The sequence below is a fragment of the Thioclava sediminum genome, assembly GCF_002020355.1.
GTDB lineage: Bacteria > Pseudomonadota > Alphaproteobacteria > Rhodobacterales > Rhodobacteraceae > Thioclava > Thioclava sediminum.
Genome location: NZ_MPZV01000001.1, coordinates 1,289,839 through 1,313,943, shown reverse-complemented (window position 1 = coordinate 1,313,943; position 24,105 = coordinate 1,289,839). Strand labels below are relative to the sequence as shown.

At 64.8% G+C, this 24,105-nt stretch carries 25 protein-coding genes and 1 tRNA gene; 16 read left to right on the top strand and 10 right to left on the bottom strand.

Going from position 1 to position 24,105, the window contains the following annotated elements; translation table 11 throughout:
* Positions 1-122 precede the first annotated feature (122 nt).
* From hisD to BMI91_RS05810, 3 genes are read left to right on the top strand one after another with little or no spacing between them, the layout of a single operon-like run.
* On the top strand, positions 123-1,436 hold the full coding sequence (gene hisD, locus BMI91_RS05820; protein WP_078604261.1) for a histidinol dehydrogenase: 1,314 nt from the start codon (positions 123-125) through the stop codon (positions 1,434-1,436).
* Entirely contained in the window at positions 1,436-1,912 is a 477-nt protein-coding gene (locus BMI91_RS05815) for a UPF0262 family protein (protein ID WP_078521735.1), read from the top strand. Before hisD ends, BMI91_RS05815 begins: the two co-directional genes overlap by 1 nt.
* A 4-nt stretch (positions 1,913-1,916) precedes the next feature.
* Positions 1,917-2,369 carry an arsenate-mycothiol transferase ArsC gene (locus BMI91_RS05810; RefSeq protein ID WP_078604260.1) on the top strand — a complete coding sequence of 151 codons (453 nt, stop codon included), beginning with the start codon at positions 1,917-1,919 and terminating at the stop codon, positions 2,367-2,369.
* On the opposite strand, the gene BMI91_RS05805 is transcribed toward BMI91_RS05810, so the two are convergent.
* Positions 2,370-2,744 (bottom strand): winged helix-turn-helix transcriptional regulator, encoded by a 375-nt coding sequence (locus BMI91_RS05805; RefSeq protein WP_078604259.1) that lies wholly within the window; start codon positions 2,742-2,744, stop codon positions 2,370-2,372. It abuts the gene before it with no gap.
* A gap of 111 nt (positions 2,745-2,855) precedes the next feature.
* Here BMI91_RS05805 and BMI91_RS05800 point away from each other — a divergent pair, with 111 nt between their 5' ends.
* From BMI91_RS05800 to BMI91_RS05760, 9 genes are all read left to right on the top strand, one after another.
* A complete protein-coding gene (locus BMI91_RS05800) occupies positions 2,856-3,686 on the top strand; it encodes an NAD(P)H-binding protein (RefSeq protein ID WP_078604258.1) in 831 nt (276 codons plus the stop codon).
* An 82-nt stretch (positions 3,687-3,768) separates the two neighbouring features.
* A complete protein-coding gene (locus BMI91_RS05795; protein ID WP_078521731.1) occupies positions 3,769-4,176 on the top strand; it encodes a ketosteroid isomerase-related protein in 408 nt (135 codons plus the stop codon).
* Entirely contained in the window at positions 4,176-4,757 is a 582-nt protein-coding gene (locus tag BMI91_RS05790) for a GNAT family N-acetyltransferase (RefSeq protein WP_078604257.1), read from the top strand. The genes BMI91_RS05795 and BMI91_RS05790 overlap by 1 nt, the downstream gene beginning before the upstream one ends.
* Positions 4,754-5,659 (top strand): carbon-nitrogen hydrolase family protein, encoded by a 906-nt coding sequence (locus tag BMI91_RS05785; RefSeq protein ID WP_078604256.1) that lies wholly within the window; start codon positions 4,754-4,756, stop codon positions 5,657-5,659. Before BMI91_RS05790 ends, BMI91_RS05785 begins: the two co-directional genes overlap by 4 nt.
* Before the next feature lie 82 nt (positions 5,660-5,741).
* The gene (gene infA / locus BMI91_RS05780) at positions 5,742-5,960 is read left to right on the top strand and encodes a translation initiation factor IF-1 (RefSeq protein WP_010397442.1); all 219 of its coding nucleotides are present in this window, start codon (positions 5,742-5,744) and stop codon (positions 5,958-5,960) included.
* A complete protein-coding gene (locus BMI91_RS05775) occupies positions 5,957-6,526 on the top strand; it encodes a Maf family protein (RefSeq protein WP_078604255.1) in 570 nt (189 codons plus the stop codon). Before infA ends, BMI91_RS05775 begins: the two co-directional genes overlap by 4 nt.
* Positions 6,526-7,578 carry a ribonuclease E/G gene (locus BMI91_RS05770; RefSeq protein ID WP_078604254.1) on the top strand — a complete coding sequence of 351 codons (1,053 nt, stop codon included), beginning with the start codon at positions 6,526-6,528 and terminating at the stop codon, positions 7,576-7,578. Before BMI91_RS05775 ends, BMI91_RS05770 begins: the two co-directional genes overlap by 1 nt.
* Positions 7,575-7,766, top strand: a complete 192-nt coding sequence (locus BMI91_RS05765) for a DNA gyrase inhibitor YacG (RefSeq protein ID WP_078545394.1) — start codon at positions 7,575-7,577, stop codon at positions 7,764-7,766. The genes BMI91_RS05770 and BMI91_RS05765 overlap by 4 nt, the downstream gene beginning before the upstream one ends.
* A 98-nt stretch (positions 7,767-7,864) precedes the next feature.
* Positions 7,865-7,940, top strand: a tRNA-Phe gene (locus tag BMI91_RS05760).
* 112 nt (positions 7,941-8,052) lie between these two features.
* Here BMI91_RS05760 and BMI91_RS05755 read toward each other — a convergent pair.
* From BMI91_RS05755 to BMI91_RS05730, 6 genes are all read right to left on the bottom strand, one after another.
* Complete coding sequence (locus BMI91_RS05755; protein ID WP_078604253.1) at positions 8,053-8,757, bottom strand: hypothetical protein; 705 nt, start codon at positions 8,755-8,757, stop codon at positions 8,053-8,055.
* A 133-nt stretch (positions 8,758-8,890) separates the two neighbouring features.
* Entirely contained in the window at positions 8,891-11,245 is a 2,355-nt protein-coding gene (locus BMI91_RS05750) for a Tex family protein (protein ID WP_078604252.1), read from the bottom strand.
* 181 nt (positions 11,246-11,426) lie between these two features.
* Positions 11,427-12,395 carry an ABC transporter ATP-binding protein gene (locus tag BMI91_RS05745; RefSeq protein ID WP_078604251.1) on the bottom strand — a complete coding sequence of 323 codons (969 nt, stop codon included), beginning with the start codon at positions 12,393-12,395 and terminating at the stop codon, positions 11,427-11,429.
* Complete coding sequence (locus BMI91_RS05740; RefSeq protein ID WP_078604250.1) at positions 12,392-14,278, bottom strand: dipeptide/oligopeptide/nickel ABC transporter permease/ATP-binding protein; 1,887 nt, start codon at positions 14,276-14,278, stop codon at positions 12,392-12,394. The genes BMI91_RS05745 and BMI91_RS05740 overlap by 4 nt, the downstream gene beginning before the upstream one ends.
* A complete protein-coding gene (locus BMI91_RS05735) occupies positions 14,275-15,222 on the bottom strand; it encodes an ABC transporter permease (protein ID WP_078604249.1) in 948 nt (315 codons plus the stop codon). Before BMI91_RS05735 ends, BMI91_RS05740 begins: the two co-directional genes overlap by 4 nt.
* Positions 15,223-15,299: 77 nt before the next feature.
* Positions 15,300-16,889, bottom strand: a complete 1,590-nt coding sequence (locus BMI91_RS05730; protein WP_078604248.1) for an ABC transporter substrate-binding protein — start codon at positions 16,887-16,889, stop codon at positions 15,300-15,302.
* A 101-nt stretch (positions 16,890-16,990) separates the two neighbouring features.
* On the opposite strand from BMI91_RS05730, the gene BMI91_RS05725 reads away from it, so the two are divergent.
* Positions 16,991-17,698 carry a DUF1028 domain-containing protein gene (locus BMI91_RS05725; protein ID WP_078604247.1) on the top strand — a complete coding sequence of 236 codons (708 nt, stop codon included), beginning with the start codon at positions 16,991-16,993 and terminating at the stop codon, positions 17,696-17,698.
* A gap of 184 nt (positions 17,699-17,882) precedes the next feature.
* Here BMI91_RS05725 and BMI91_RS05720 read toward each other — a convergent pair whose 3' ends face one another.
* On the bottom strand, positions 17,883-18,638 hold the full coding sequence (locus BMI91_RS05720) for a FadR/GntR family transcriptional regulator (protein WP_078604246.1): 756 nt from the start codon (positions 18,636-18,638) through the stop codon (positions 17,883-17,885).
* 75 nt (positions 18,639-18,713) lie between these two features.
* Between BMI91_RS05720 and BMI91_RS05715 the strand changes: the two genes are divergently transcribed.
* Positions 18,714-19,955, top strand: a complete 1,242-nt coding sequence (locus BMI91_RS05715; protein ID WP_244176557.1) for a M20 family metallo-hydrolase — start codon at positions 18,714-18,716, stop codon at positions 19,953-19,955.
* A 420-nt stretch (positions 19,956-20,375) separates the two neighbouring features.
* Positions 20,376-21,470, top strand: a complete 1,095-nt coding sequence (locus BMI91_RS05710) for a tyrosine-type recombinase/integrase (RefSeq protein ID WP_244176556.1) — start codon at positions 20,376-20,378, stop codon at positions 21,468-21,470.
* A gap of 13 nt (positions 21,471-21,483) precedes the next feature.
* Here the strand turns inward: BMI91_RS05710 and BMI91_RS05705 are convergent, their stop codons facing one another.
* Positions 21,484-21,720: a helix-turn-helix domain-containing protein gene (locus BMI91_RS05705; protein ID WP_078604478.1), complete on the bottom strand. Its 237-nt coding sequence runs from the start codon at positions 21,718-21,720 to the stop codon at positions 21,484-21,486.
* Positions 21,721-21,813: 93 nt separating this feature from the next.
* Here BMI91_RS05705 and BMI91_RS05700 point away from each other — a divergent pair, with 93 nt between their 5' ends.
* A complete protein-coding gene (locus BMI91_RS05700) occupies positions 21,814-22,464 on the top strand; it encodes a hypothetical protein (protein ID WP_146684017.1) in 651 nt (216 codons plus the stop codon).
* Between the two features lie 186 nt (positions 22,465-22,650).
* Here BMI91_RS05700 and BMI91_RS05695 read toward each other — a convergent pair whose 3' ends face one another.
* On the bottom strand, positions 22,651-24,099 hold the full coding sequence (locus BMI91_RS05695) for a mannose-1-phosphate guanylyltransferase/mannose-6-phosphate isomerase (protein WP_078604243.1): 1,449 nt from the start codon (positions 24,097-24,099) through the stop codon (positions 22,651-22,653).
* Positions 24,100-24,105: the final 6 nt, after the last annotated feature.

The following is a 24,105-nucleotide window of genomic DNA, read 5'->3' as shown; positions in this document are numbered from 1 at the left end:
GGGGGATGCCTCCGGCGGGGATATTTACGCCAAGTCGAAGTGGAATTGCCCTTGGGGGCAGTGTCGTGCTTGCGGGGCAGGGCGGGAGTCTCTAATCCGAAGAGCGGAATAGGAGACTGTCGATGCCGCACTTTCTGGACACGCGCGAAGAGGGCTTTGAGGCCCGGTTTGTCGAACTTCTGGGGATGAAGCGCGAGGACAGCCCCGATGTGGATGCTGTCGTGGCCGGGATCATCGCGGATATCCGCAAGCGGGGCGATGCGGCGCTGATCGAGCTGACCGCCAAATTCGACCGACTGGAACTGACGCCCGAGACGCTGGCCTTCTCGCCCGAGGAAATCGAGGCCGAGGTCGCGAAAGTGCCCGCCGAGGAGCGCGCGGCGCTGGAACTGGCGGCCGAGCGCATCCGCGCCTATCACGAGCGCCAGATGCCGCATGACGCGCGTTGGATCGACGCGAGCGGGGCGGAACTTGGCTGGCGCTGGGGGCCGGTTTCCGCCGCAGGGCTCTATGTTCCGGGCGGGCTGGCGAGCTATCCCTCTTCGGTGCTGATGAATGCGATCCCGGCGAAGGTCGCGGGTGTGGAGCGTCTGGTCGTGGCCTGTCCGACGCCGGGCGGGGCGGTGAACCCGCTGGTGTTGCTGGCCGCGCAATTGGCGGGCGTCGATACGGTCTATCGGATGGGGGGCGCGCAGGCGATTGCCGCGATGGCCTACGGGACCGAGACGATCACGGCGGTCGACAAGATCACCGGGCCGGGCAACGCTTTCGTGGCGGCGGCCAAGCGGCGGGTCTTCGGGCGCGTCGGCATCGACATGATTGCGGGCCCGTCGGAAATCCTCGTGATTGCGGATGGCACGGGCGACCCGGACTGGATCGCGCTCGACTTGATGAGCCAGGCCGAGCATGACGAGAGCGCGCAGGCGATCCTGATCACCACCGACGAGGCTTTCGGCAAGGCGGTGGTAGCAGCAGTCGAGAAGCGCCTCGAGACGCTGGAGCGCCGTGCGATTGCAGGTGCGAGCTGGCGCGACTTCGGGGCGGTGATCGTCGCGCGCGATCTGATGGAGGCGGCCGAGCTGTCGAACAGGGTCGCCCCCGAGCATCTGGAGCTTTGCGTCGCCGATCCCGACTGGTTGGCGGAGGCGATCACCCATGCGGGCGCGATCTTCCTTGGCGCCTACACGCCCGAAGCGATCGGCGACTATATTGGCGGGCCGAACCACGTTCTGCCTACGGCGCGCTCGGCACGGTTCTCCTCGGGCCTCTCGGTGATGGATTTCATCAAGCGCACGACGCTGGCGAAGATGACGCCCGGCGCGCTGAAGGCGATCGGCCCTTCGGCCGAGGTTCTGGCGAAATCGGAAAGCCTAGAGGCGCATGGGCTGTCGGTGCGTGCGCGGCTCGATGCGCTCAATGACGAAGGGGAGGGGTGATGGCCCGGATTTCGCATATCCAGCTGGACACGGGCGGGCTGCCCGCGCCGTCGCCTGAAATCGAGCAGGAACGCAAGGTCGCGATCTACGATCTGCTCGAGGATAACAGCTTCAATATTCCGGGCCGCGACGGGCAACCTGCACCCGAAGGGCCGTTCGCGCTGACGCTTGGCGTGCGCGACCGGCGGCTGGTTTTCGACACCGAAACCGAGAGCGGAGCGAAAGTGGCGGAGTTCCATCTGTCCTTCGGCCCGTTCCGGCAGGCGGTGAAGGATTATTTCCAGATCTGCGAGAGCTATTTCGAGGCGGTCAAGAAACTGCCGCCCAGCCAGATCGAGGCGATCGACATGGCCCGGCGCGGTATCCATAACGAAGGCGCGCGCATTCTGCAGGAACGCCTTGAAGGCAAGGCCGAGATCGACATCGACACGGCGCGGCGCCTCTTCACCCTCGTTGCCGTTCTCGCCCCGAGGTAAACGGATGGGCGAGATCCCCAACTCCGTTCTTTTTGCGTGCGATCATAATTCCACGCGCTCCCCGATGGCCGAGGGGATGATGAAGAAATTCTACGGCACCGAATGCTACGTGCAGTCGGTGGGCGTGAAGGCCGATCTGGAGATCGACGGCTTCACTATCGCGGTGATGGCCGAGATCGGTGTCAATCTGGAGCGTCACCGCGCGCGGTCTTTCACCGAATTGCAGGAATGGGGCGACGATCTGTCGGCCTTCGATTTGGTGATCGCGCTGTCGCCAGCCTCGCAGCGTCAGGCGCTGGAGCTGACGCGGTTCTTTCATCTCGACGTGGAATATTGGCCGATCCTCGATCCGACCGGGATCGGCGAGACGCGCGAGGCCAAGCTTGCCGCCTATCGCGACACCCGCGACCAGATCCGCCGCCATCTCATCGAACGTTTCGGAGAGCCGACCGTCTGATCAGCCGCCAGACTGTGCAGGCTGCGTGCCAAGTCGGCCCAGGTTCGCCTCGATCCAATGCGCAAGCTCGAAATAGCGGATCGCGATCGCCTCTCCTGCCTCGGTCAGGCAATAGTCCACGCGCGGCGGCACCTCGCCATGATCGCGCCGCGAGATCAGCCCATCCGCTTCGAGCACCTGCAAGGTCTGGGCCAGCATCCGCTCGGAAATGCCGCCGATCCTGCGACGCAACTCGGAAAAGCGCAGCCGCCCGTCGCGCAGCGCGACCAGAACCAGCCCGCCCCAGCGCGAACTGACATGCGACAGGATCATGCGCGAGGGGCAGTCGGCGTTGAACACATCGGCGACGGGCAGCGGGGGATCGGTCTGTTGCATAATGCGGAGGCTCCTGTGCGGGGCTGCTGAACACTTACCAAAATGTAGGTACTTCCTTTTGCGCAGTAAAGAGCGCAGCTTCCCGTCAGCGAAAGACAAAAGGAGGTCGCCATGACCATCGCCGTTACCGGAGCCACCGGCCATCTTGGCCAACTCACCCTTGCCGCACTGGCCGCGCGCGGCGCGACCGACGTGATCGGGCTGGCACGCAGCCCTGAGAAACTGACGGGCGCCGCGCGGCGTTTCGACTATTCCGACCCGAGCAGCTTCGACGCGCTGGCAGGTGTCGACACGCTGATCCTGATCTCGTCGAGCGAGGTCGGCCAGCGCGCGCCTCAGCATCGCAACGTGATCGAGGCCGCCAAGGCGCATGGGGTCGGCCATATCCTTTACACGTCGCTGCTGCATGCCGACCGTTCGAAGATGCAACTGGCCGAAGAGCACGTGGCGACCGAGTCGGCGCTGGCCGCATCGGGACTGAGCCATACGCTTCTGCGCAATGGCTGGTATGGCGAGAATTACGACAGCGCGATCGCCTATGCTGCGCAATCGGGTACAATCGCCGGGGCGTCGGGCGCAGGCCGGATCGCGGCAGCCGCGCGCGCGGATTATGCCGAGGCGCTGGCCGCCGTGGCGCTCGATCCCGGCTTGCAGGGCAAAACCTATGAGCTGGCAGGCGATGCGGGTTTCACCCTCGACGAGCTGGCCGCCGAGATCGCCGCACAGGCCGGTCGCGCGGTCGAGGTCTCGCACCTCGCCGAGGCCGAGTATCGCGCGTTGCTCGAGACGATGGGCCTGCCCGCCCCCTTCGCCGCGATCATCGCGGATTCGGATGCGCAGGCCGCCAGTGGCGCGCTGTTCGACGACAGCCACGATCTGTCGCGGCTGATCGGCCACCCGACCACGCCGCTGACCGAGATCGTGCGCGCCGCATTGGGGTGACCCGCGACGGCGCCTGTGACCGCGTTTGACGCGGCGTGTGGCGCGTGGCACTCAAGGCCAGACAGCATTACGGAGAATGGCCATGCCGCGCGCCCGCACTCTCGACACGATCAGCCGCTATTACGATGCCTTCAACGCAGGCGATACGGCAGGGATGGAGGCCCAGCTGGGCGAGCCCTTCGCGCATCACGTGAACGAAGGGAAGATCCGCCACGGGATCGAGGCGTTCCGCGAATTCAACAAGCATATGAGCCGCTGCTATCGCGAGCAACTGACCGACATGGTCATCATGGCCAATGACTCAGGCACGCGGGCGGCGGCGGAGTTCATCGTCAATGGCGTCTATCTGGAGACCGATGACGGGCTGCCGGAGGCGCATGGGCAGAGCTATGTGCTGCCTGCGGGGGCGTTCTTCACCCTCGACGAGGGCAAGATCACGCGCGTCGTTACCTATTACAACCTCGCCGACTGGATCGCGCAGGTTTCGTAATGGAGGTGCGGCGGCTGACCGGAGAGGCGCTGGATGCAGCGCTCGACGACGTGGCCCGGCTGCGGATCGCGGTGTTCCGGGACTGGCCGTATATCTATGACGGGTCGCTTGAGTATGAGCGGCGCTACATCCAAAGCTACCGGGAGAGCGATGCTGCGGTGGTTGTCGGCGCGTTCGACGGGGCGACGCTGGTCGGCGCTGCGACCGGCACGCCGTTGGAAGATCACGCCGGTGATTTCGCGGCGCCTTTCGCAGGCACCGGGCTGAAGCTTCAGGACGTGTTCTACTGTGCCGAGTCGGTCCTTCTGCCCGACTATCGCGGGCAGGGACTGGGTCACGCCTTCTTCGATCATCGTGAGGCCCATGCGCGCGAGCTGGGGCGCAGCCATTCGGTCTTCTGCTCTGTGATCCGGCCCGACGATCATCCCTTGAGGCCCGCCGAGTATCGCCTGCTCGACGGGTTCTGGCGCAAACGGGGCTATGCCCCGATGGAGGGCGTAATCGCGCGGTTCAAATGGACCGATCTGGGTGAGGATGAGCAGACCGAGAAGGCGCTGCAATTCTGGGGGCGCAAGCTGTGAGCCGCGAGGTCGTAATCGCGGCAGCCGCCTATCCGCTCGACTGGTTCGAGGACTGGGCGGGCTACGCGGCGAAGGTATCCGCTTGGGTGGCTGAGGCCGCAGGGCAGGGTGCGCAGCTTCTGGTCTTTCCTGAATACGGGGCGATGGAACTGGCGAGCCTCGGCGGCGCAGAGGTCGCGGGCGATCTGGAAGCCGCGCTGATCCATGTAGCGGGCTTGAGGGCGGATATGGAGCGGCTGTTCGCAGGTCTCGCGGCGGAGCATGACGTGCATATTCTCGCCCCCTCCGGACCCGTCATCGACGGCACCAAACGCGTGAACCGGGCGAGCCTGTTCGGTCCCGGCGGGCTGATCGGGCATCAGGACAAGGCAATCATGACGCGGTTCGAGCGCGAGATCTGGCATGTCGATGCGGGCGAGGGGCTGGTGCTCTTCGACACCGCGCTCGGCAAGATCGGCGTCACGATCTGCTACGACAGCGAATTCCCCCTGCTGGCCCGCGCGCTGGCCGAGGCGGGGGCGGAGATCATCCTCGTGCCCTCCTGCACCGACACCGTCGCGGGCTATAACCGGGTGCGGATCGGTGCGATGGCGCGCGCGCTCGAAAACCAATGCGTGACCGTGCAGGCGCCGACCGTTGGCGACGCGCTCTGGTGTCCGGCAGTCGATGAGAACCGCGGCACGGCTGCGATTTTCGCCCCAGCCGACGGGCTCTGGCCGGAAAGCGGGATCGTGGCCGAAGGGGCGGCCGACTCACCCGGCTGGACCTTCGCGACGGTGGACTTGGATCGCGTCGCGCAAAGCCGCACCGCAGGAACCGTTTTGCCCTACAAACATTGGTCCGAGCAGTCCGAAGCGGCCCAAATAATCCGGATCGCCTCGGAAAACCCCGCCCAGCCTTGACATTCCACTTGAATTTCGCGGCCTAGGGGCGCATTTAAACGCTCGCCCGCAGATGACGCGGGTAACCATTTATGGAGTGACCATGGCCAAGGAAGAAATGCTCGAATTTCCCGGTGTCGTGAAGGAACTCCTGCCTAACGCGACGTTTCGGGTCGAGCTGGAAAACGGCCATGAGATCATCGCGCATATGGCAGGCAAGATGCGTAAGAACCGCATCCGTGTTCTGGCAGGCGACAAGGTTCAGGTGGAAATGAACACCTACGACCTCACGAAGGGTCGTATCAACTACCGCTTCAAGTGAAGCTGATCCTCGGCTCGGCGAGCCCGCGACGGCGAGAGCTTCTGGCCCAGCTCGGGCTGGAGCCTTTTGACGTGCGCCCCGCCGATATCGACGAGACGCCGCTGAAGGGCGAGGCCGCGCGCGACTATGTCGCCCGTATGGCCCGCGAGAAAGCGATGGCGCTCGATGTGGCCGATGACGAGGTGCTGCTGAGCGCCGATACCACGGTGACCTGCGGGCGCCGTATCTTGGGTAAGCCCGAAGACGAGAAGGAAGCGGCGGAGTTTCTCTGGCTGCTCTCCGGGCGTAGGCACCATGTGTTTACCGCTGTGGCTGTGCGCACGGCGCAGGGCCTGCGCGAACGGCTCGTCGATACGGTGGTGAAGTTCAAGCCGCTCAGCGACGAGGACGTGAACGGCTATCTCGCCTCGGGTGAATGGCACGGCAAGGCGGGCGGCTACGCGATCCAGGGACGTGGCGGCGCTTTCGTCCCGTGGATTCAAGGGTCCTTCACCGCAGTCGTGGGATTGCCGCTCGCCGAAACCGCAACGCTGCTCGCAAGCGCGGGCATTCGAGGAGACGTATAATGCAGGGGCGGTTGGTTCTGCTGGACGAGATCGCCGGTCGCGAAGCGGCGGCGCTGATGGTCGACGGCCAAATTGAAGACCTGATTATCGACACCTCCGAAGAGATCAGCTTCGCCCCCGGCGCGATCCTGCGCGGCACCATCGGCCGCCAGATGAAAGGGCAGGGCGGCGTCTTCGTCGATCTGCCCGAAGGCACGCGTGGCTTTCTGAAAGAGGTGAAGGGGCTCGCCCCCGGCCAGACCGTGATCTGCATGGTCTCGGGCGGCACCGAGCCCGGCAAGGCGCTGCCTGTGACGCTGCGCGTGCTGTTCAAGTCGCGCTACGCCATCGTCACCCCCGGCGCGCCGGGCATCAACGTTTCGCGCCGGATCCATGAAGAGGATCTGCGCGCCGATCTGCAGGCAGCAGCCGAGTCGGTGATGGAAGGCTCGGATATGGGCGTGATCCTGCGCTCTGCCGCGGCCCATGTGCCGCTCGAAGAAGTGGCTGAGGATGTCGCCGCAATGCGCGAGCTGGCCGAGGCCGTGACTAGCGACGTTGAGGGCGGGCCGGAACTGCTCGTCGACGCGCCCGATCCGCATGAAGAAGCCTGGCGCGACTGGGCCGAACCCCTGCCCGACGAGGTGATCGAAGGCGGGTTCGATGATCACGGCGTCACCGACGCGATCGAAGCGCTTCTGCACCCGCGGGTCGACCTGCCGGGCGGGGCTCATCTGATGATCGAGCCGACCCGCGCCCTGATCGCGGTCGACGTCAATACCGGCAACGACACGACGCCTGCTGCGGCGCTGAAGGCGAATATCGCCGCGGCCCGCGAATTGCCTCGTCAGCTGCGCCTGCGCGGCCTCGGAGGGCAGGTCGTGATCGACTTCGCCCCGATGCCCAAGCGCGACCGTCAGGCCCTCGAGCAGCAGCTGCGCCGCGCCGTCAAAGGCGAGCCCGAGACGTCGCTCGCCGGCTGGACACCGCTGGGTAATTTCGAGATGCAACGCAAGCGCGACCGCGTCCCGCTCGTGCGCCTGCTGCGGGGCCAAAACAGGGAGGCGAAATGAGCTGTCCGATCTGCGGCAAGGATGCCGACCCGAAATATCGCCCCTTCTGTTCCAAGCGTTGCGCCGACGTCGATCTGGCGCGCTGGTTGAACGGATCCTACGTCATTCCCGGCGATATCGCCGAGGAAGAAGAGCGTGCGCCGACCGGTCCCGCAGGCGATGATACGCCCCCCGGCAAGCCGCACTGAGACGTTTCGCAAGTTCGCGTAAATTTCTGCGAAATCCCTCTGGACACCCCCCGCGCCCTCGTCTAGTAACCGCTCCACCAAGACCGAAAGGTCGCAGTGCCCGGATAGCTCAGTTGGTAGAGCAGCGGATTGAAAATTCGCGTGTCGGTGGTTCGAGTCCGCCTCCGGGCACCACTAAAATCCTCGAAAAGACAATATGTTTTGGCCCGGCTTCGCTCTGTCTTTAGCGTGGCTTTGAACGGTTCCGCGTCGGCGAGCGCCCGTCCTCCGCCCCCGAAGGAATAACCTAGCGCGGAAACTGCGGCTTGGGCGTGCGCGCGACCTCGTCAGCAGTCGCGGTGTGATTCAGCACGTAATGCGTCGCGACGACGTCGCCGATCAGCCCGACAGCAGCTTCCGAAGCCGGATCGAAATCGCGCTCCACTGCCTGACCCAGCAGTGCAGCGTCATAGCCGGTGGCGATGAGTAGCCAAGGAAGTGGCGTGTCGGCGCCGCGCAGTGCTTGCTCGCGCGTCATCGGCGGCGGTGCAGTCGGGCGGAGCAGCTGAACGCTGGCGACACCCGGGCGATAGGCGATCTCCTGCAGCACCTCCTGCGCGATCCAGGACGCCGCAGCGTCTTCGTGTCCGGTGCCGGGTTGAAAGCGGAAGGCGGTGGCGAAACCGCCCAAGCCATAGCCCTCGCTCGCCGAAATCGTGCAGAAACCGCGCATCATGCCGCGAAACCGCGGCATGACCGCACCGGTCCAGGATGTGGGGTCGTTCAGGCGGTCGAGGTAGCCCTGCGACGTCGCCACGTCGGTCCCGCAGACTTCATAAGTGACCATGTAGCGTGGCCCGCTCTCGGTCGCGATCCAGCGCGTCGCCCGTAGAAAGCCGGGAACCGAGAGGCGCTCATGCAGGTGCTCATGGCTGTGCCAGTGGTCGTGGTCGGCGGTGTCACCGTCGATGTCATAGAACAGCACCATCGCCGCATCGCTGCAAAGCGCCATGGTCCGCCTCCCCCGCCTATGTGGTTTCGCGTGACGCTATCGGCGGGGGCCGGGGAAGGCAAGTTGTGGCGCTGTTCCTGTGTCGCAGCTCACCTCTGGTAGATCCCCGATCGTTCAACCCGCTTGGCTGGCTTCAGCGCCGGTTCATCGCATCGCGAAGCGCTGCGCCGAACGCGCCATTGCTGCTGTCCTTCGCCGGCGCTTTGCCTTGGCCCTTGCCGGGCCCTTTGCCACGGGGACCTTGCGGGCCGGGTTTGCCCCGGTCCTGTCCTGCCGGGCCTTTGCCCCGCGCAGGAGTGCCGCCCTCGGATTGCTTGCGCATCGACAGGCCGATCCGTTTGCGCGGGATGTCGACCTCGGTCACGCGCACGCGCACCACATCGCCCGCTTTCACAACCTCATGCGGATCCTTTACGAAGCGATCGGCGAGCTGGCTGACATGCACCAGACCATCCTGATGCACGCCGATATCCACGAAAGCGCCGAAGGCTGCGACGTTGGTCACGGTGCCCTCGAGGCTCATCCCCGGCTTGAGGTCCTTGATATCCTCCACGCCATCGGTGAACTGCGCGGTCTTGAAGGTGGGGCGCGGGTCGCGGCCGGGTTTTTCCAGTTCCGCGAAGATGTCGCGAATGGTGGGAAGACCGAAATCGCCGGTCACGAATTGCTCCGCGCGCAGGTCTTTCAGCGCGGTCGGCTGACCCATGATCTCGCGGATGTCGCGGCCGCAGCTTTGCACGATCTTGCGCGCGACCGCGTAGGCTTCGGGGTGGACGGAAGAGGCATCGAGCGGTTCTTCGCCATCACGAATACGCAGGAAGCCCGCGCATTGCTCGAAGGCCTTCGGGCCGAGCCCTGCCACCTCCATCAACGCGCGGCGCGAGGGGAAGGCGCCATGCGCATCTCGGTGCGCGACGATGGCCTGCGCCAGCGCGGGACCAAGCCCCGCCACCTGCGCCAGAAGCGGTGCGGAGGCCATGTTCAGATCGACGCCCACCGCGTTCACCGCATCCTCGACGACCGCCTCCAGCGCCTGCGACAGGCGGCGCTGATCCACGTCGTGTTGGTATTGGCCGACGCCGATGCTCTGCGGCTCGATCTTCACCAGTTCCGCCAGCGGATCCTGCAGGCGCCGCGCGATCGAGACCGCCCCGCGCAAGGATACGTCCAGATCGGGGAATTCGCGCGCGGCCAGTTCCGAGGCCGAATAGACCGAGGCGCCCGCTTCGGAGACGACCACTTTCGTCGGCGCGCGCACCCCCGGCGGCAGTAGCTTCAGCGTGTCGGCGACCATGCGTTCGGTCTCGCGGCTGGCGGTGCCGTTGCCGATGGCGATCAGCTCGACGCCGTGGCGCTTGACCATGTCGATGATCTTCGTCTCGGCTCCGCGCAGGTCCATCTTCGGCTGGAAGGGGTAGAGGGTCGCGGTCTCCAAGACCTTGCCAGTCGCGTCCACCACGGCGGCCTTCACCCCGGTGCGGATGCCGGGATCGAGGCCCAGCGTGGCGCGCGGACCGGCGGGGGCTGCCAGCAGCAGGTCATGCAGGTTGCGCGCGAAGACCTTGATCGCTTCGTCATGGGCACGCTGACGCAGCTCACCCAGCAAATCGACATAAAGCGAGACCGAGAATTTCACGCGCCAGGCCCACCGCGCCACATCGCGCAGCCACAGGTCGCCGGGACGCCCGGCCTGCGTGTCGAGGGTCGCTGCGATCTGGCCGATCGCGCGGTCCTCGCCGGTCTCGGGATCGGGCGCGATCTCCATCGTCACGATCTCTTCCTTCGCGGCGCGCAGAATGGCGAGCGCCCGGTGGCCGGGAATGTCGGCCCATTTCTCGCGATGGTCGAAATAGTCGGAGAACTTCGCGCCCGCCTCTTCCTTGCCGGGCACGACACGCGCGGCGATGACGGCCTCGGCGCGCATGAATTCGCGCAGGGTGCCAAGCAGGTCGGCGTTTTCCGACAGTTCCTCGGTCAGGATGTCGCGCGCACCGTTCAGAGCGTCCTTCGCCGTGGGCACGGCCTCGGTCACGTAACCCTCGGCCAGCGCCTCGGGCGTGGCGTTCCGGTCCTCCTGAATGGCGCGCAAGAGCGGCTCCAGCCCGTTCTCGCGCGCGATCATCGCCTTGGTGCGGCGCTTGGGTTTGAAGGGGAGGTAGATGTCTTCGAGCGTGGCCTTGCTTTCGGCCCGCGCGATGGACCGTGCCAGATCGTCGGTCAGCTTGCCCTGCTCGCGGATCGAATTGAGGATCGTCTCGCGCCGCGCCTCCATCTCACGCAGATAGCCCAGCCGATCCGAGAGCTGCCGCAACTGCGTATCGTCGAGCCCACCCGTGACCTCTTTGCGGTAGCGCGCCACGAAGGGCACGGTCGCCCCGCCATCGAGAAGTCCGATCGCCGCGGTCACCTGTGTGGGCGTCGCCGCAATATCCGTGGCGATGGTCTGCGCGATGCGGGCTTGAACGGGGGCGGAATCGGTTTGGGCCAAGGCTGTCTCCTGATGCGGTCGGGTTGCCAGCAATAGCCGCCTGCTCGGGCGGGGAAAAGGGGCAAGGTCGCGGGTAGGCGGATTGCTCCGCCCTCCGCCTACCCGCAGCCGTTCGAACAGTTTGAGGCTTCGAGCCGGGAGTCGGGCTTTCGCCGTAGCCGCACCAAGCTCCGGGCAATTGTCAGAGGGGCCCGGCAGGCAAGGGGTGGAAGCAGGCGACCCGTTGATCGTCACCGATCTGTTCGAGCTCGGGAGCCGCGTCCCGGCATTTGTCGGTCGCGTAGGGGCACCGCATCGCGAATGCGCACCCGGGTGGCGGGTCGAGCGGGTTCGGCAATTCCGCGTGCCCGTCTTCGGGGTCGGACAGCGCACGCCCCACGACCGGCGCGCTTTCGGCCAGTAGCTTCGTGTAGGGGTGGCGCGGATGGGCGAAGATTTCCTCGGCCCGCCCTTCCTCGACCACCGAGCCGAAATACAGCACCGCGATGCGGTCGCTGACCGCCTCGACCACCGCGAGATCGTGACTGATGAAAAGGTACGTCAGGCCGAATTCGCGTTTCAGATCGGCCAGCAGGTTCAGCACCTGCGCCTGCACCGACACGTCGAGCGCCGAGACGGGTTCATCGAGGATCAGGATGCGCGCCTGCGCCGCCAGCGCCCGCGCGATGCCGATGCGCTGCGCCTGACCACCCGAGAACTCATGCGGGTAGCGGTCGAGGAAATCGGCGCGCAGGTTCACGCTGTCGAAAATCTCGAGGATACGCTTCTCGCGCGCCTTGCGGTCCATCCCGTGCAGCAGCTTCAAGGGCGCATCCATGATCTGCCGGATCGTCTTGCGCGGGTTGAGGCTCGAGATCGGGTCCTGAAAGACATATTGGATGCGCTTGCCGAACTCGGCCGGATCGGCGTTATCAAGCGCCGAGCCCTCTATTTCGATCGTGCCGGTCGTCGCGGGCAGGAGGCCCACCAGCATCCGCGCCAGCGTGGACTTGCCGCAGCCGGACTCGCCCACGATCCCCAGCGTCTCGCCCGTCTGGACCGAGAGCGTCATCGGATGCACGGCTTTCACCCCGCCGGTCGCGCCGCCGAACAGCTTCTTGCCGACGGGAAAGGTTTTCGACAGGTCGGTGATTTGCAGGGCGATGCTCATGCGGTTTCCTTCGAGAGAGAGAGCTCGGGGTAGAGGCAGCGCACGGCGCGCGATCCGGTCCCTTCGAGCAGTATCTCGCCTTCTTTGCACGACGGTTGCGCCTTAAGGCAGCGATCGGCGAAAGCGCAGCCTGCGGGCAGCGCATCGACCGAGGGCGGCAGGCCCGGGATCGCCTCCAGCTTGCGTTTGCCCGCGCCGAGTTCGGGCACGCAGGCGATCAGCCGCGCCGTGTAGGGGTGGGCGGGCGCGCGCAGGATCTCCATCGTCGGGCCTTCCTCGACGATCCGGCCGGCATACATCACCGCTACGCGGTCGCACAGCTGCGCCACCACGCCGAAATCATGGGTGATGAAGACGATGGCGAGGCCGCGCTCGCGCCGCAGATCGTCGAGCAGCGAGAGGATCTGCGCCTGCACCGTCACGTCGAGCGCGGTGGTGGGCTCGTCCGCGATGATCACGTCTGGGTCGTTGGCCAGCGCCATCGCGATGCCGACGCGCTGGCGCATCCCGCCCGACATCTCGTGCGGGTAGCTGTCAACGCGCTCCTCGGCATTGGGAATGCGCACGGATTTCAGCAGCTCGATGGCCTTTGCACGACCTTCGGATTTCGAGATCGCGCGATGGCTGGAGATTGCCTCCACCAGTTGATCGCCGACCTTGTAGAGCGGGTGCAGCGTCGCCAGCGGATCCTGAAAGATATAGGCGACGCGGCGGCCGCGCAGGGTTCTCAGATCGCCATAGCGCGCGCCAATCATGTCGCGCCCCTCAAGCCGCGCGGCCCCGCCGGTGATGACGCCGGGGGGCGAGGCGACGAGCCCCATGATCGACAGCGCCGTGACCGATTTGCCCGAGCCGGACTCGCCGATCACGCCGAGGCATTCGCCGGGTTTGACCGAGAGCGAGACACCGGACACCGCCTTGTAAATGCGGTCTTTGACGTGGAATTCGGTGCGCAGGTTCTCGAGGCTCAAGATTCCCTCTGTCCGGGCTTCCGGCGCGGGGGTGTGTTTGCGGTCCACGCGGGTCGCGGCCATCGGACGGCTCAGTGCGCCTGATTTCAGCCGCGGGTCGAGCGCGTCGCGCACGCCGTCGCCCAGCAGGTTGATGCTCATCACGATGATCAGGATCATGATGCCGGGGATGACCGAGGTATGCGGGTTGGTGATCAGCGCCGAGCGCGCCTCGCCCAGCATGCTCCCGAGATCGGCCTGCGGTGGCTGCGAGCCGAGGCCGAGGAAGCTCAGGCCCGCCGTCTCGAGGATCATCCAGCCGATCGTGGTGGACATCGCGATCACGATGACGGGCACCACGTTGGGCAGGATTTCCGAGGTGATGATGCGCGCATTGGACATGCCCGCAAGCTTCGCCGCATCCACGAATTCCTTATTGGCAAGCCCCACCGTGATGCCGCGAATGTTGCGTGCGAAGAAGGGGATGTTCACGACCGAGACCGCGATCAGCGCGTTCACGAGGCCGGGACCGAGAGCCGCGACGATCGCGAGCGCCAGCAGGATATAGGGGAAGGCCATCAGCATATCGACGGCGCGCATGATGATGTTGTCGGTGCGCCCGCCATAGAAGCCCGCAATGATGCCGACTGCCGCGCCCGCGACAGCCGCGAAGAGCGCGGCGGCAAAGCCCACGGCGAGCGACAGCCGCGTGCCCCACAAGAGCCGCGACAGCAGATCGCGCCCCAGCGCATCGGTGCCCAGCAACGCGCCGTCGGAAAACGGCGGCAGGAAGCGGTTCGCGGTGTTCGTCGCATCCGGATCGACGAGCGGCAGCAGCGGCGTGATCAGCGCCAGAGCCACCACCAGCCCCATCACGATCAGCCCACCCAGCGCCAGCCGGTTGCGCGCGAGTAGTTTGAAGAACGCGCTCATGTCTTGATCCTCGGGTCCAGAAGGCTCTGGGCGACATCGACGATGATGTTGAAAATGACGTAGCAGGCGGCCACGAAGACCACGCCGCCCTGCACCAGCAGGATGTCACGCTGCAAGATCGCATCGACCAGCATCCGCCCGATGCCGGGCCACTGGAAGACGATCTCGATATAGACCGCACCCGACAGCACGAAGCCCGCCTGAATGCCGAGCACCGGGATGATCGAGACCATCGCCGCGCGCAGGGCATGGCCCCAGATCACGCGGCCCTCTTTCACGCCCTTGGCCCGCGCGGTGCGGATGAAATCCTGTCGTAGCACCTCCAGCATGGCCGAGCGCGACAGCCGCGCCACCACGCCGGTCGCCACCACCGCCAACGCCAGCGCGGGCATCGTCAGGTGATGGAGCAGGTCGGGCAGGTCGCCGCCGCCATAGATCGCATACATACCCGAGACCGGCAGCCATTGCAGGTCCACCGCGAAGATCAGGATCATCATCATCCCGAGGAAGAAGGACGGGATCGAAATGCCCAGCAGCACCACGAAGGTGATCGCCTTGTCGGCGAAGCCATATTGACGCGCGGCCGAAACCACGCCTGCGAGAATGCCGAACACCGTGCAGAGAACGAAGGAGGTGCCCGCAAGGATCAGGGTGTTGTTGAACCGCTCCAGCACCTCGTCGATCACGGGGCGGTTGAGCGAGAAGCTCTGGCCGAAATCGCCGTGGAGCATGTTCCCCAGCCAGATGAAATAGCGCGCCACCAAGGGCTGATCGAGACCTAGATCGCGGTTCAGACGCGCCACGTTCTCGGGCGTGGCATAGCTGCCCAAGATCGCGGTCGCCGGGTCGCCCGGGATCATCGCCATGATCAGAAAGACGATCACCGTGATCCCGAAGATCACCGGCACCGCCAGCAAGAGCCGTTTGAGGATATAGCTGCCCATTGGTCTCCCTTTGGGTGACGCGCAAATGATGAAAAAAAGAGTGCGCGGGCCTGTCGCGGCCCGCGCACCCGGAAGGATCAGGCCTTCGTCACGTCCTTGAGGAGCAGGAAGAACGAGGGCTGCAGCGTGAAGTCCGACACTTTGTCGTTGGTCACCGCGTTCTGCTTCCAGTTCGCCACGAAGACCCAAGGCGCGTCGTCATGCACGATCTGCTGCATCTTCTTGTAGAGCTCGGCGCGCTTGGACTGATCGGTCGCGGTGCGCGCCTCTTCGAGCAGCTTGTCGACCTCGGGGTTCGAGTAATAGCCCGAGTTGAAGCCGCCCTTGTCGGGCCAGGCATCGGTGCGCAGCGCGAGATAGGGCAGGGTGTCGGGATCGTTCGTCATCCACGCCATCTCGGCCATGTCGACATGTTGTCCGTTCGAGTCGAGTCCCGGGTTCACTTTGCCGAGGAAGGTGTTCCACTCGAAGGTCTCGATCTTGGCGTTCAGCCCCACGGCTTTCAGGTCGGCCTGAATGGCCGTGCCCATCGCCACCGGGTCGAGCATCCCCGAGCCGCCATCGGTGACGTAGAAGGTCACTTCCGTGCCCTCGACCACGCCGGCCTCTTTCAGGAGCGCCTTGGCTTTTTCCGGGTCGTAGGGGTAGGGGGCGAGGGTATCGTCATGCGCCCAGGCGAAGGCGGCGGGCGTCGGGCCGTTGGCCACGGTCGCCGTCCCTTCGAGCACGTCGTTGACGATCGCTTCCTTGTTGATCGCGTAGTTCGCGGCCTGACGGGCCTTCTTGTCCTTGAACGGCCCCTTGGCGCAATCGAGGATCAGGAACCAAAGATGCGGCCCGGCCTGCTCGACAAGGTGATACTTGTCGTTCTGGAACTCCTTGAGCGCCACGGGCGGCACCTCGACCATCAGGTCGATCCCGCCCGCCAGCATCTCGGCCACGCGGGTATTGGCATCCGTGATCGGGCGGAAGATCACCGCCTTGAGTGAGGTGGGCGTGTCCCAGTAATCCGGGTTGCCCTCGACCACGACGGCCTCGTTCGGGCGCCATTCCTTGAAGGTGAAGGGACCGGTGCCGACCGGGTTGCGGCCGAAATCCTTGTCGAATTTCTTCACTGCCGTCGGCGAGACGATCAGCCCCGTCGGATAGGCGAGGTTCGACAGGAAAGGCGCATAGGGTTCTTTCAGGGTGAAGACCACGGTCTGCGGGTCTTTTGCGTCGATCGTGTCCACGCTCGAGAAGAAGAAGGCGAGCGGGAAGGGGCCGGTGTGATAATAGGGGTGGTTCTCGTCGAGCATCCGCTCGAAGTTGAACTTCACCGCCTCGGCGTCGAAATCGGACCCGTCATGGAACTTCACGCCCTGACGCAGGTGGAAGGTGTAGGTCTTGCCGTCATCCGAGATGTCCCAGCTCTCGGCAAGGGCCGGTTCGACTTCGAGCGTGCCGGATTTGTAGCGCACCAGCCCGTCATAGAGATTCATCAGAATGCGGAAGTCGTTCACGGCGGTGACCGCCGCCGGGTCGAGCGCCTTGGGCTCCGCGATCTGGCCGACGACCAGAACGCCGGGCGGGGTCGCCGCCATCGAAGGCAGACCGGTTCCCATCAGGACGCCCGTCGCCACGCCCGAGATCAGAAGACCGCGCCGCGTAAGGGTGAGTTTTGCCATAGTACCTCTCCTGTTCAGCATGGCTGATTTTTATTGGTGATGATTGCATGAGGGCAAATTATCATGATAAATGCAAGAGCGCAGATTAACGGAGTTCCGCCGTGACGGTTTCAATCCTGGCATATGACGAAAAAACAGGCACCCATGGCGGGGCGGCCATGACGGGCAGCCTCTGCGTCGGCGGCTGGGTGCTGCGCGGAGGAGCAGATTCGGGCCTCTCGGCCAGTCAGGGCACCGCGCCTTCGACGCTCTGGGGCGAGGATGTGCTGGGGAAGATGAAGGCGGGGATGTCCGCGCCCGACGCCGTGGCCGAGGTGACAGGCTCGGATACCGGACGCGCCCACCGCCAACTCGCCGCCATCGACCTGCGCGGGCGCACGGGGCATTTCACCGGCGAGATGTCGGTGCCGGTCTGTGGCGCGCTGGAGGGGCCGGGCCTCGTGGTTTCGGGCAATATGCTCGCCGATTGGTCGGTGATCGTGGCGGTGCGCGATACTTACCTCTCCACACAGGGCCCGATGCCCGACCGGCTGATGGCGGCGCTGGTCGCTGGCGCGCAGGCGGGGGGCGACAGCCGTGGGCTTCTCTCGGCGGCGCTGCTGGTAGCCTCGCGCGCGACGACGCCGCTCACCTTGCGCATCGACCGCTCGGCCAAACCGCTCGAGGATTTGTCTGACCTGCTCGCCGCCGCCCGGGCCGAGCCCTATTACGGCTGGACCCGCGTCGTGCCGACCCTCGACGATCCCTATCGCGCCCCCGATCTGGTGGAGCCCGAAGCGCTCCCGCTGCCCGAGACCGGGACGGAGTGAGATTTAAACTTGGCGCGGGGCGACCAGCCCCGGGCCGCGCCGGACCCTCCCCACGGGAGGGCGCACTGGCGGCGTCGGCGCATGCATCACCGATTTTCAGGTTTGCGAGATAAATCGCTAAGCCACACGCGTCGCGAAGCGCCCGCCCGAGGCTCGGGCGCGGCCCTCGGTGCGAAAGACCGCCTCACTCGGCGATGAAGCGTTTCATCACCTCGGCCTCCTGCGCTTCCATGAAGCGCTGGGCGGTGGCCATGTGGTCGGCCATGATCGTGCGGGCATCCTCGGCACGGCCCTCACGCAGCGCGGCGATCAAGGCGATCTGGTGGTTACGCCCGCTCTCCCACAGCTCATGGTTATGGGGTGCGTAGAGTTTGCGATACACCGTCAGGTCCGACAGGATCTGTGCCATGAAGCGGATCAGGAAGGCGAGCAGCGCATTGTCGGAATGCCGCGCCAGCACCGCGTGGAATTTCAGGGAATCCACATGCTGCTCGCGCTCTTCCTCGGGCGTGGCGGCGGGGGCGGCATATTGCGAGACCAGCGCCTCCAGCTCGGCCAGATCCGCCTCCGAGAGCTTTCCGGCAAGGCTCGCAGCCACTTCGGGCTCCAGCGCGCGGCGGATCTGGTAGATGTCGGCGACCGTCAGGTCCTTGAAATAGAAGTAGTTTCCCAGCAGCGCCCGGGCGCGTTCCTCGCTGACCTCGCCCACGAAGGACCCGCCGCCCGGCCCTGTGCGCGTGGTCACCAGCCCCTGCGCCTCCAGCAGCCGCATCGCCTCGCGGATCGTGCCCTTCGCCATGCCGAACCGGTCTATCATCTCCGCCTCGCCGGGCAGGCGGTCGCCCTTCTTCAAGCGCTGCGCGACCACCCAGTCCTTGATTTGATCGGCCACGCGGGCGGGGCGAGAGCGCTTGGGTTCGGTGGCGGGTTTGCGGGGCATCGGATCTCTTGAGGGGAAACTCACTGGCGTTTCTCCTAGACCAATTCGCATCAAAAGAGTAGATAGCTATTTATCATGATAAATAGAGGTAATGCCATGCAGGACTGGGGTGCAGTTGCACAAGAGCGGCTGGAGACGATCGCGAAAGCCTCCGAGCCCGGTCCCGGCGTGACCCGGTTGCCGTTCGGTCCCGAGCATAAGGCGGCGCTGGAGATCATCGCGGGTTGGATGGATCAGGCGGGCTGCACGGTTACGCGCGATGCGGCGGGCACGCTGATCGGGCGGCGCGCGGGGCCTGCGGGTGCGCCCACGCTGCTGATCGGCTCGCATCAGGACAGCGTGCGTCATGGCGGTGCGTTCGACGGGATCATGGGGGTGGCGCTGGGATGCCTCGCGCTCGAAGCGCTTGGCGATCGCGCGCTGCCATTTTCCGTCGAGGTGCTGGCCTTCGCCGATGAGGAGGGCGTGCGTTTCCCGACCGCGCTGATCGGGCCGCGCGCGTTGGCGGGCACGCTCGACCAAGGCGTTTTCGCGATGGTGGACAAGGCGGGCGTAAGCCTTGGCGCGGCGCTCAAGGCCTTTGGTGGCGATCCAGAAGGCACGGCGGCGTTGGCGCGCTACCCGGCCACGGTCGCAGGTTATCTGGAGCTGCATATCGAGCAAGGCCCGGTGCTCGAAGCCGCGGACAAGTCGCTCGGCGTCGTCACCGCGATTTCCGGGATCGAGCGGCATCGCGTCACGATCACCGGCGAGGCGGGACATGCGGGCACGGTGCCGATGGAGATGCGCCACGACGCGCTGCTGGCGGCCTCGGACCTGGTGCGCGGCGTGCATGACATGGCGCGCGATCAAGGTATCCGGGCGACGGTCGGGCAGCTCGATGTCTCGCCCAACGTGGTCAACGCGATCCCCGCGCGGGTCGATCTGACCATCGAGATCCGCGCCGCCGAAGACCCGGCCCGCACCGCGATGGGCGCGGCGCTCAGCCCGCTCTGCGCGCAGATCGCCGAGGCCACGGCGACGCAGATCGAGATTGAGAAGACCTATGCCCAACCCGCCCAAGCCTGCGATGCAGGGCTGCGAGAAGGGCTCGCCGCAGCCGTGCGCGACACGATCGGAGCGCCCGCGCCCGAGCTGCCGTCGGGAGCGACGCATGACGCCTCCGCCATGGCTGATCTCTGTCCGATCGCGATGCTGTTTTTGCGCTGCAAAGGCGGGATCAGCCACAACCCGGCCGAATATGCGAGTGCCGGGGATATGGGGCAGGCGGTCTCTGCTTTGGCCGCGTTCCTCTCTGATTACTCTCCGGAAGTCTGAGGCGCCTTCCTTAGTAGAACGTTAGCCGAGTTGGATTACGAAGATCGCACCAGGCTGCTGCGCGAGACGCTTGAGTGGAGATACAAGAGAAGAGCGCGATAATCGGAATTCCTCTCCGACATATTCGCGGCTGTTTCTGAGCCCCAAAATGCAACAAAAATATTAATAATCAATAATATAGGTGAATTTCAATCCCGCTGAGGAGGCTTTCGTGCTACTCGAAAGCTCGTTCCTTGAGGTGTGCGAAGAATATCACCAAGCGTGGCGATATCTGGCATCTGCGTCGGGCGGGTTCCCGAGGCATATGCCGCCGTCGACCCGCGCCGTGAGGTGGTGATCTGCCTTCGGACGGGGTCAGAGAGGGTGGCGCGACAGAAGGCATCGGTGCTCTGGGCTGAACAGGTCGAGGTCTGAGAGGAGATGCTCGATGGCGACACGGAAGACGCGGAGGCACGGTTCGCTGCGGCCAAGCGGTTTGCGAAGGCGCGAGGCTACCGGTTTCTCGATGCGCGCAAGGTGGCGCGGTTGCCTGTGCAGGAGCTGCTCGCGCGTATCGAACTCACTTCTGGAGACGAGATGCGCGATCCGCTCGGGGCGGATTCGCTTCTGGGTGGGGCAGAACTGCCGTTGATCACCGTATCGCGTGCGCTAGAGCTTTTCTGGTCGCTTGCGCGTGACAAGACCTTGGGCAAGAGCGCCGATCAGGTGCGGCGCTGGCGTTACCCGCATATCAAGGCGGTGCAGAAATTCGTCTCGGTTGTCGGTGACAAGCCGCTTGCCGATCTCACAATCGAAGATTTCCTCGATTTTCGCGATTGGTGGGCAGAGCGGATGGCATCCGAAGGGCTCACCGCGAATTCCGCGAACAAGGATCTGACGCATCTCAGTGCGGTCTTGAGGCGCGTCAATCGCGATAAGCGGCTCGGACTCAACTTGCCGCTTGAGGATCTCGGCTTCCCGCAGGGGAAGGCCGCGCGGCGGCCGTCCTTCTCCGACGCGTGGATCCGGGGCCGCTTGCCGGCCCGCAGTGCGCTCGATGGCTTGGAGCCGCAAGCGCGGGCGATCCTCCACGTGATGGTGAATACTGGGCTCCGGCCGAGCGAGATCGCAGCGCTAAGGCATGAGGAGATCCGGCTCGAGGATCCGATCCCGGATTTGCTCCTGCAGCCGATCGGACGGGTTCTGAAGACGCAGAATGCCGAGCGCGTTATGCCGCCCCACGGGGTGTCGCTCGAGGCGATGCGAGCGTTCCCGGATGGGTTTTCGCGCTATCGCGAGAGCTCGGCCACGCTGAGTGCCACCGTGAATACCTATCTGCGGGATGCTGGTCTCCTGGAAAGCGAGAGGCATTCGCTCTACAGCCTGCGGCATGCGCTTGAGGATCGCATGCTCGCAGCGGAAATCGACGAGCGGATCCGGCGCGACATTATGGGGCATGCCCTGGGGCGCGAGCGCTATGGGGAGGGTGGCCGGTTGGCGACGATCTCGAAACTGCTCGAACCGATCGCATTCTGAGCCGAGTGAGCGATCAGCTCCGCAGTTTCATCTTGAGCAGATTAGCGGGGTCGATATCGAGTGCCTGCGCGAGGCGCCAGACATTGTCGATGGAGATATTCTGCTCGCTACGCTCAACGGCGCTCAAATAGGTTCTGTTGAGGCCAGATTCGAGCGCTAGACGTTCCTGTGACCATCCACGCTCTGCGCGCAGTGATCTGAGGTTGCTCGCGAGCGTGTCGCGCAGAGGGCTTTTCGGCGTCCGTTTCACCCCCTTGCAATCGCGCAATGTTGGTTTTAGCTCTACCGGTTATAAGAGACATTCGTGCGCTCGCTCATACATCTTTGCAAAGGGACCACCTCGATGGACGCAACTGAAATCGACCCCAGTTTTCTGCTCATTTCCGATCGAGAGATGTATTCTCATCGTGATCGCAGTCTTGCGGGATCACTCGGGGATGGGTTTGTCTATCGCCGTATCAAGAACATGCTGGCGGACCCCTTGCTGCGTCCGCTCCTTGAGCTGTTGGAGAATGGTGCGACGAGCTACGAAGGCGCGCTCAAACTCAAAGGGCGCGGTTTCCTCAAGACGCGATCGATGACCGCGCGGCGAGGCCCGTTCAAGGAAGAAGAGTTGCAGTATGTCCTGTTGACGGGTGAGGCTTGCAGTTATGCCCATCGCTGGCTCTTCGCGAAAGCGGAGGGGCCTGAGCCGGATCTCGATCCGACGGAGGCCCTGCTGAAGGCTATTCGGCGTTATCTCGTTGTCGACGCAGGTTCTGGTATCGTGGTGGGGCGAGACGTGCTGGAGGTTGCGATCGATCTCGATGATATGAAAATCTTGGGGCGCCTCGTGCATCTGGACTACGGGCTTCGTCAACTTTCGGATCCTGGTTTCAGTGACCCGGTTTCCGAGGCGGATTGGATGGAAGCTCGCGCGTATTGGTCCGGGGCGGATAGTGCCGATCGAGTTGGGGCTGCTATCGTATCCTTCGACTCGTCCGAACTCCCGTAAGTGTTCTCGCGAGGAAGGCAGTAGGGCTGCATCCACAGATAGAGTGTCAGTTTTTCTTTCCTTCTGTCGCGACGCGATAGAAAGATCTTCAAACAAAAAGAGCCACGACTTTGGTGTCGTGGCTCTCGCGTTCTGTAAATATTTCGAGGCTTCGGAGCCGCCCCTCCCTAGGACGCAGCGAGGCCCTTACCCTTTCGCGCCTTGCCCCCGTGCATAGACATCTTCGTAGCGGATGATGTCGTCTTCGCCGAGATAGCTGCCGGTCTGGACCTCGATCAGCGTCAATGGGACTTTTCCCGGGTTCTCCATGCGGTGAACGGCGCCGAGCGGGATATAGACGGATTGGTTTTCGGTCACGAGTTTCACCTCGTCATCAATCGTCACCTTCGCCGTGCCTTCCACGACGATCCAGTGCTCCGCGCGGTGGTGATGGCTTTGCAGGCTCAGCGCGGCGCCGGGGTGGACATGGATCCGCTTCACCTGGAAGCGCTGACCGACGACGAGGCTCTCATACCATCCCCAAGGGCGGAAGTCGCGGGGCAGGGTCTCTGCTTGGGCGGCTCCCTTGGCCTTCAGCTCGGCGACAGCTTTCTTAACGTCCTGCGCGCGATCCTTATGTGCAACGAGGACAGCATCGGGCATGGCGACCGCGATGATATTCTCAAGCCCGATTCCGACGAGTTCCTGTGCGTTATCCGTCGAATGCAGAAGCGTACCGCGGCAGTCGATGGCGGTTGCGGGACCGGTTGCGACAATGCCGTGCTCGTTCGGGTTCTGCTCGCGCCAGACTGCCTGCCAGTCGCCCAGATCCGACCATGCGCCGCCGTAGGGCACGACTGTCAGGTTGTCGGCGCGCTCCATCACCGCGTAGTCGATCGAGATGTCCTCAAGTTGCGCCCAAGGCTCGGGCGCGAGCCGGGTAAAGGCGAGGTCATGCTCCGCAGCTTCGACGGCAGCCTTGGCCTGCGCCAAGGTTTCCGGCGCATGCTTCGCGAAGGCTTCAAGGATCGCCGAGGTCGAGAATAGGAAGATGCCCGCATTCCAGAGATGCATGCCGCCCTCGAGCAGCGTCTCGGCCTTCGCTAGATCAGGCTTCTCGACGAAGGATTTCAGCGGCTGCGGGGTCGCGGAGAATTCCGTGTCCGGGGCTTCGCTCAGTTCGAGCCAGCCATAGCCGGTCTCAGCGCGATCGGGGCGGATGCCGAAGGTGACCAGCTGCCCGGCCTCAGCAGAGGGCGCGGCGGCCTCGACCGCTGCACGGAAGTGCGCGGGATCGGGGATGACGTGATCAGAGGGCGCCACGAGCATCAGCGCACCCGGCTCGCGGGCCTCGAGGACGAGGGCACCCGCACAGATAGCCGCAGCGGTGTTCCGCGCGGACGGCTCGATGAGAATATCGGCGGGGGCGATCTCAAGTGCAGCCAATTGTTCGATCACGACGAAGCGGAAATCCGCTCCGGTAATCACCGATGGGGCGGCAAAGCCATCGCCTGCGAGCCGTTTGGCCGAGGCCTGGAACAGGCTTTCCGCGCCCATCAGGTTGACGAATTGCTTGGGGTAGCTCTTTCGCGAGAGCGGCCAGAGCCGCGTGCCCGAGCCGCCGCAGAGGAGGACGGGGTGGATCGTCTTGCTCATAAATCC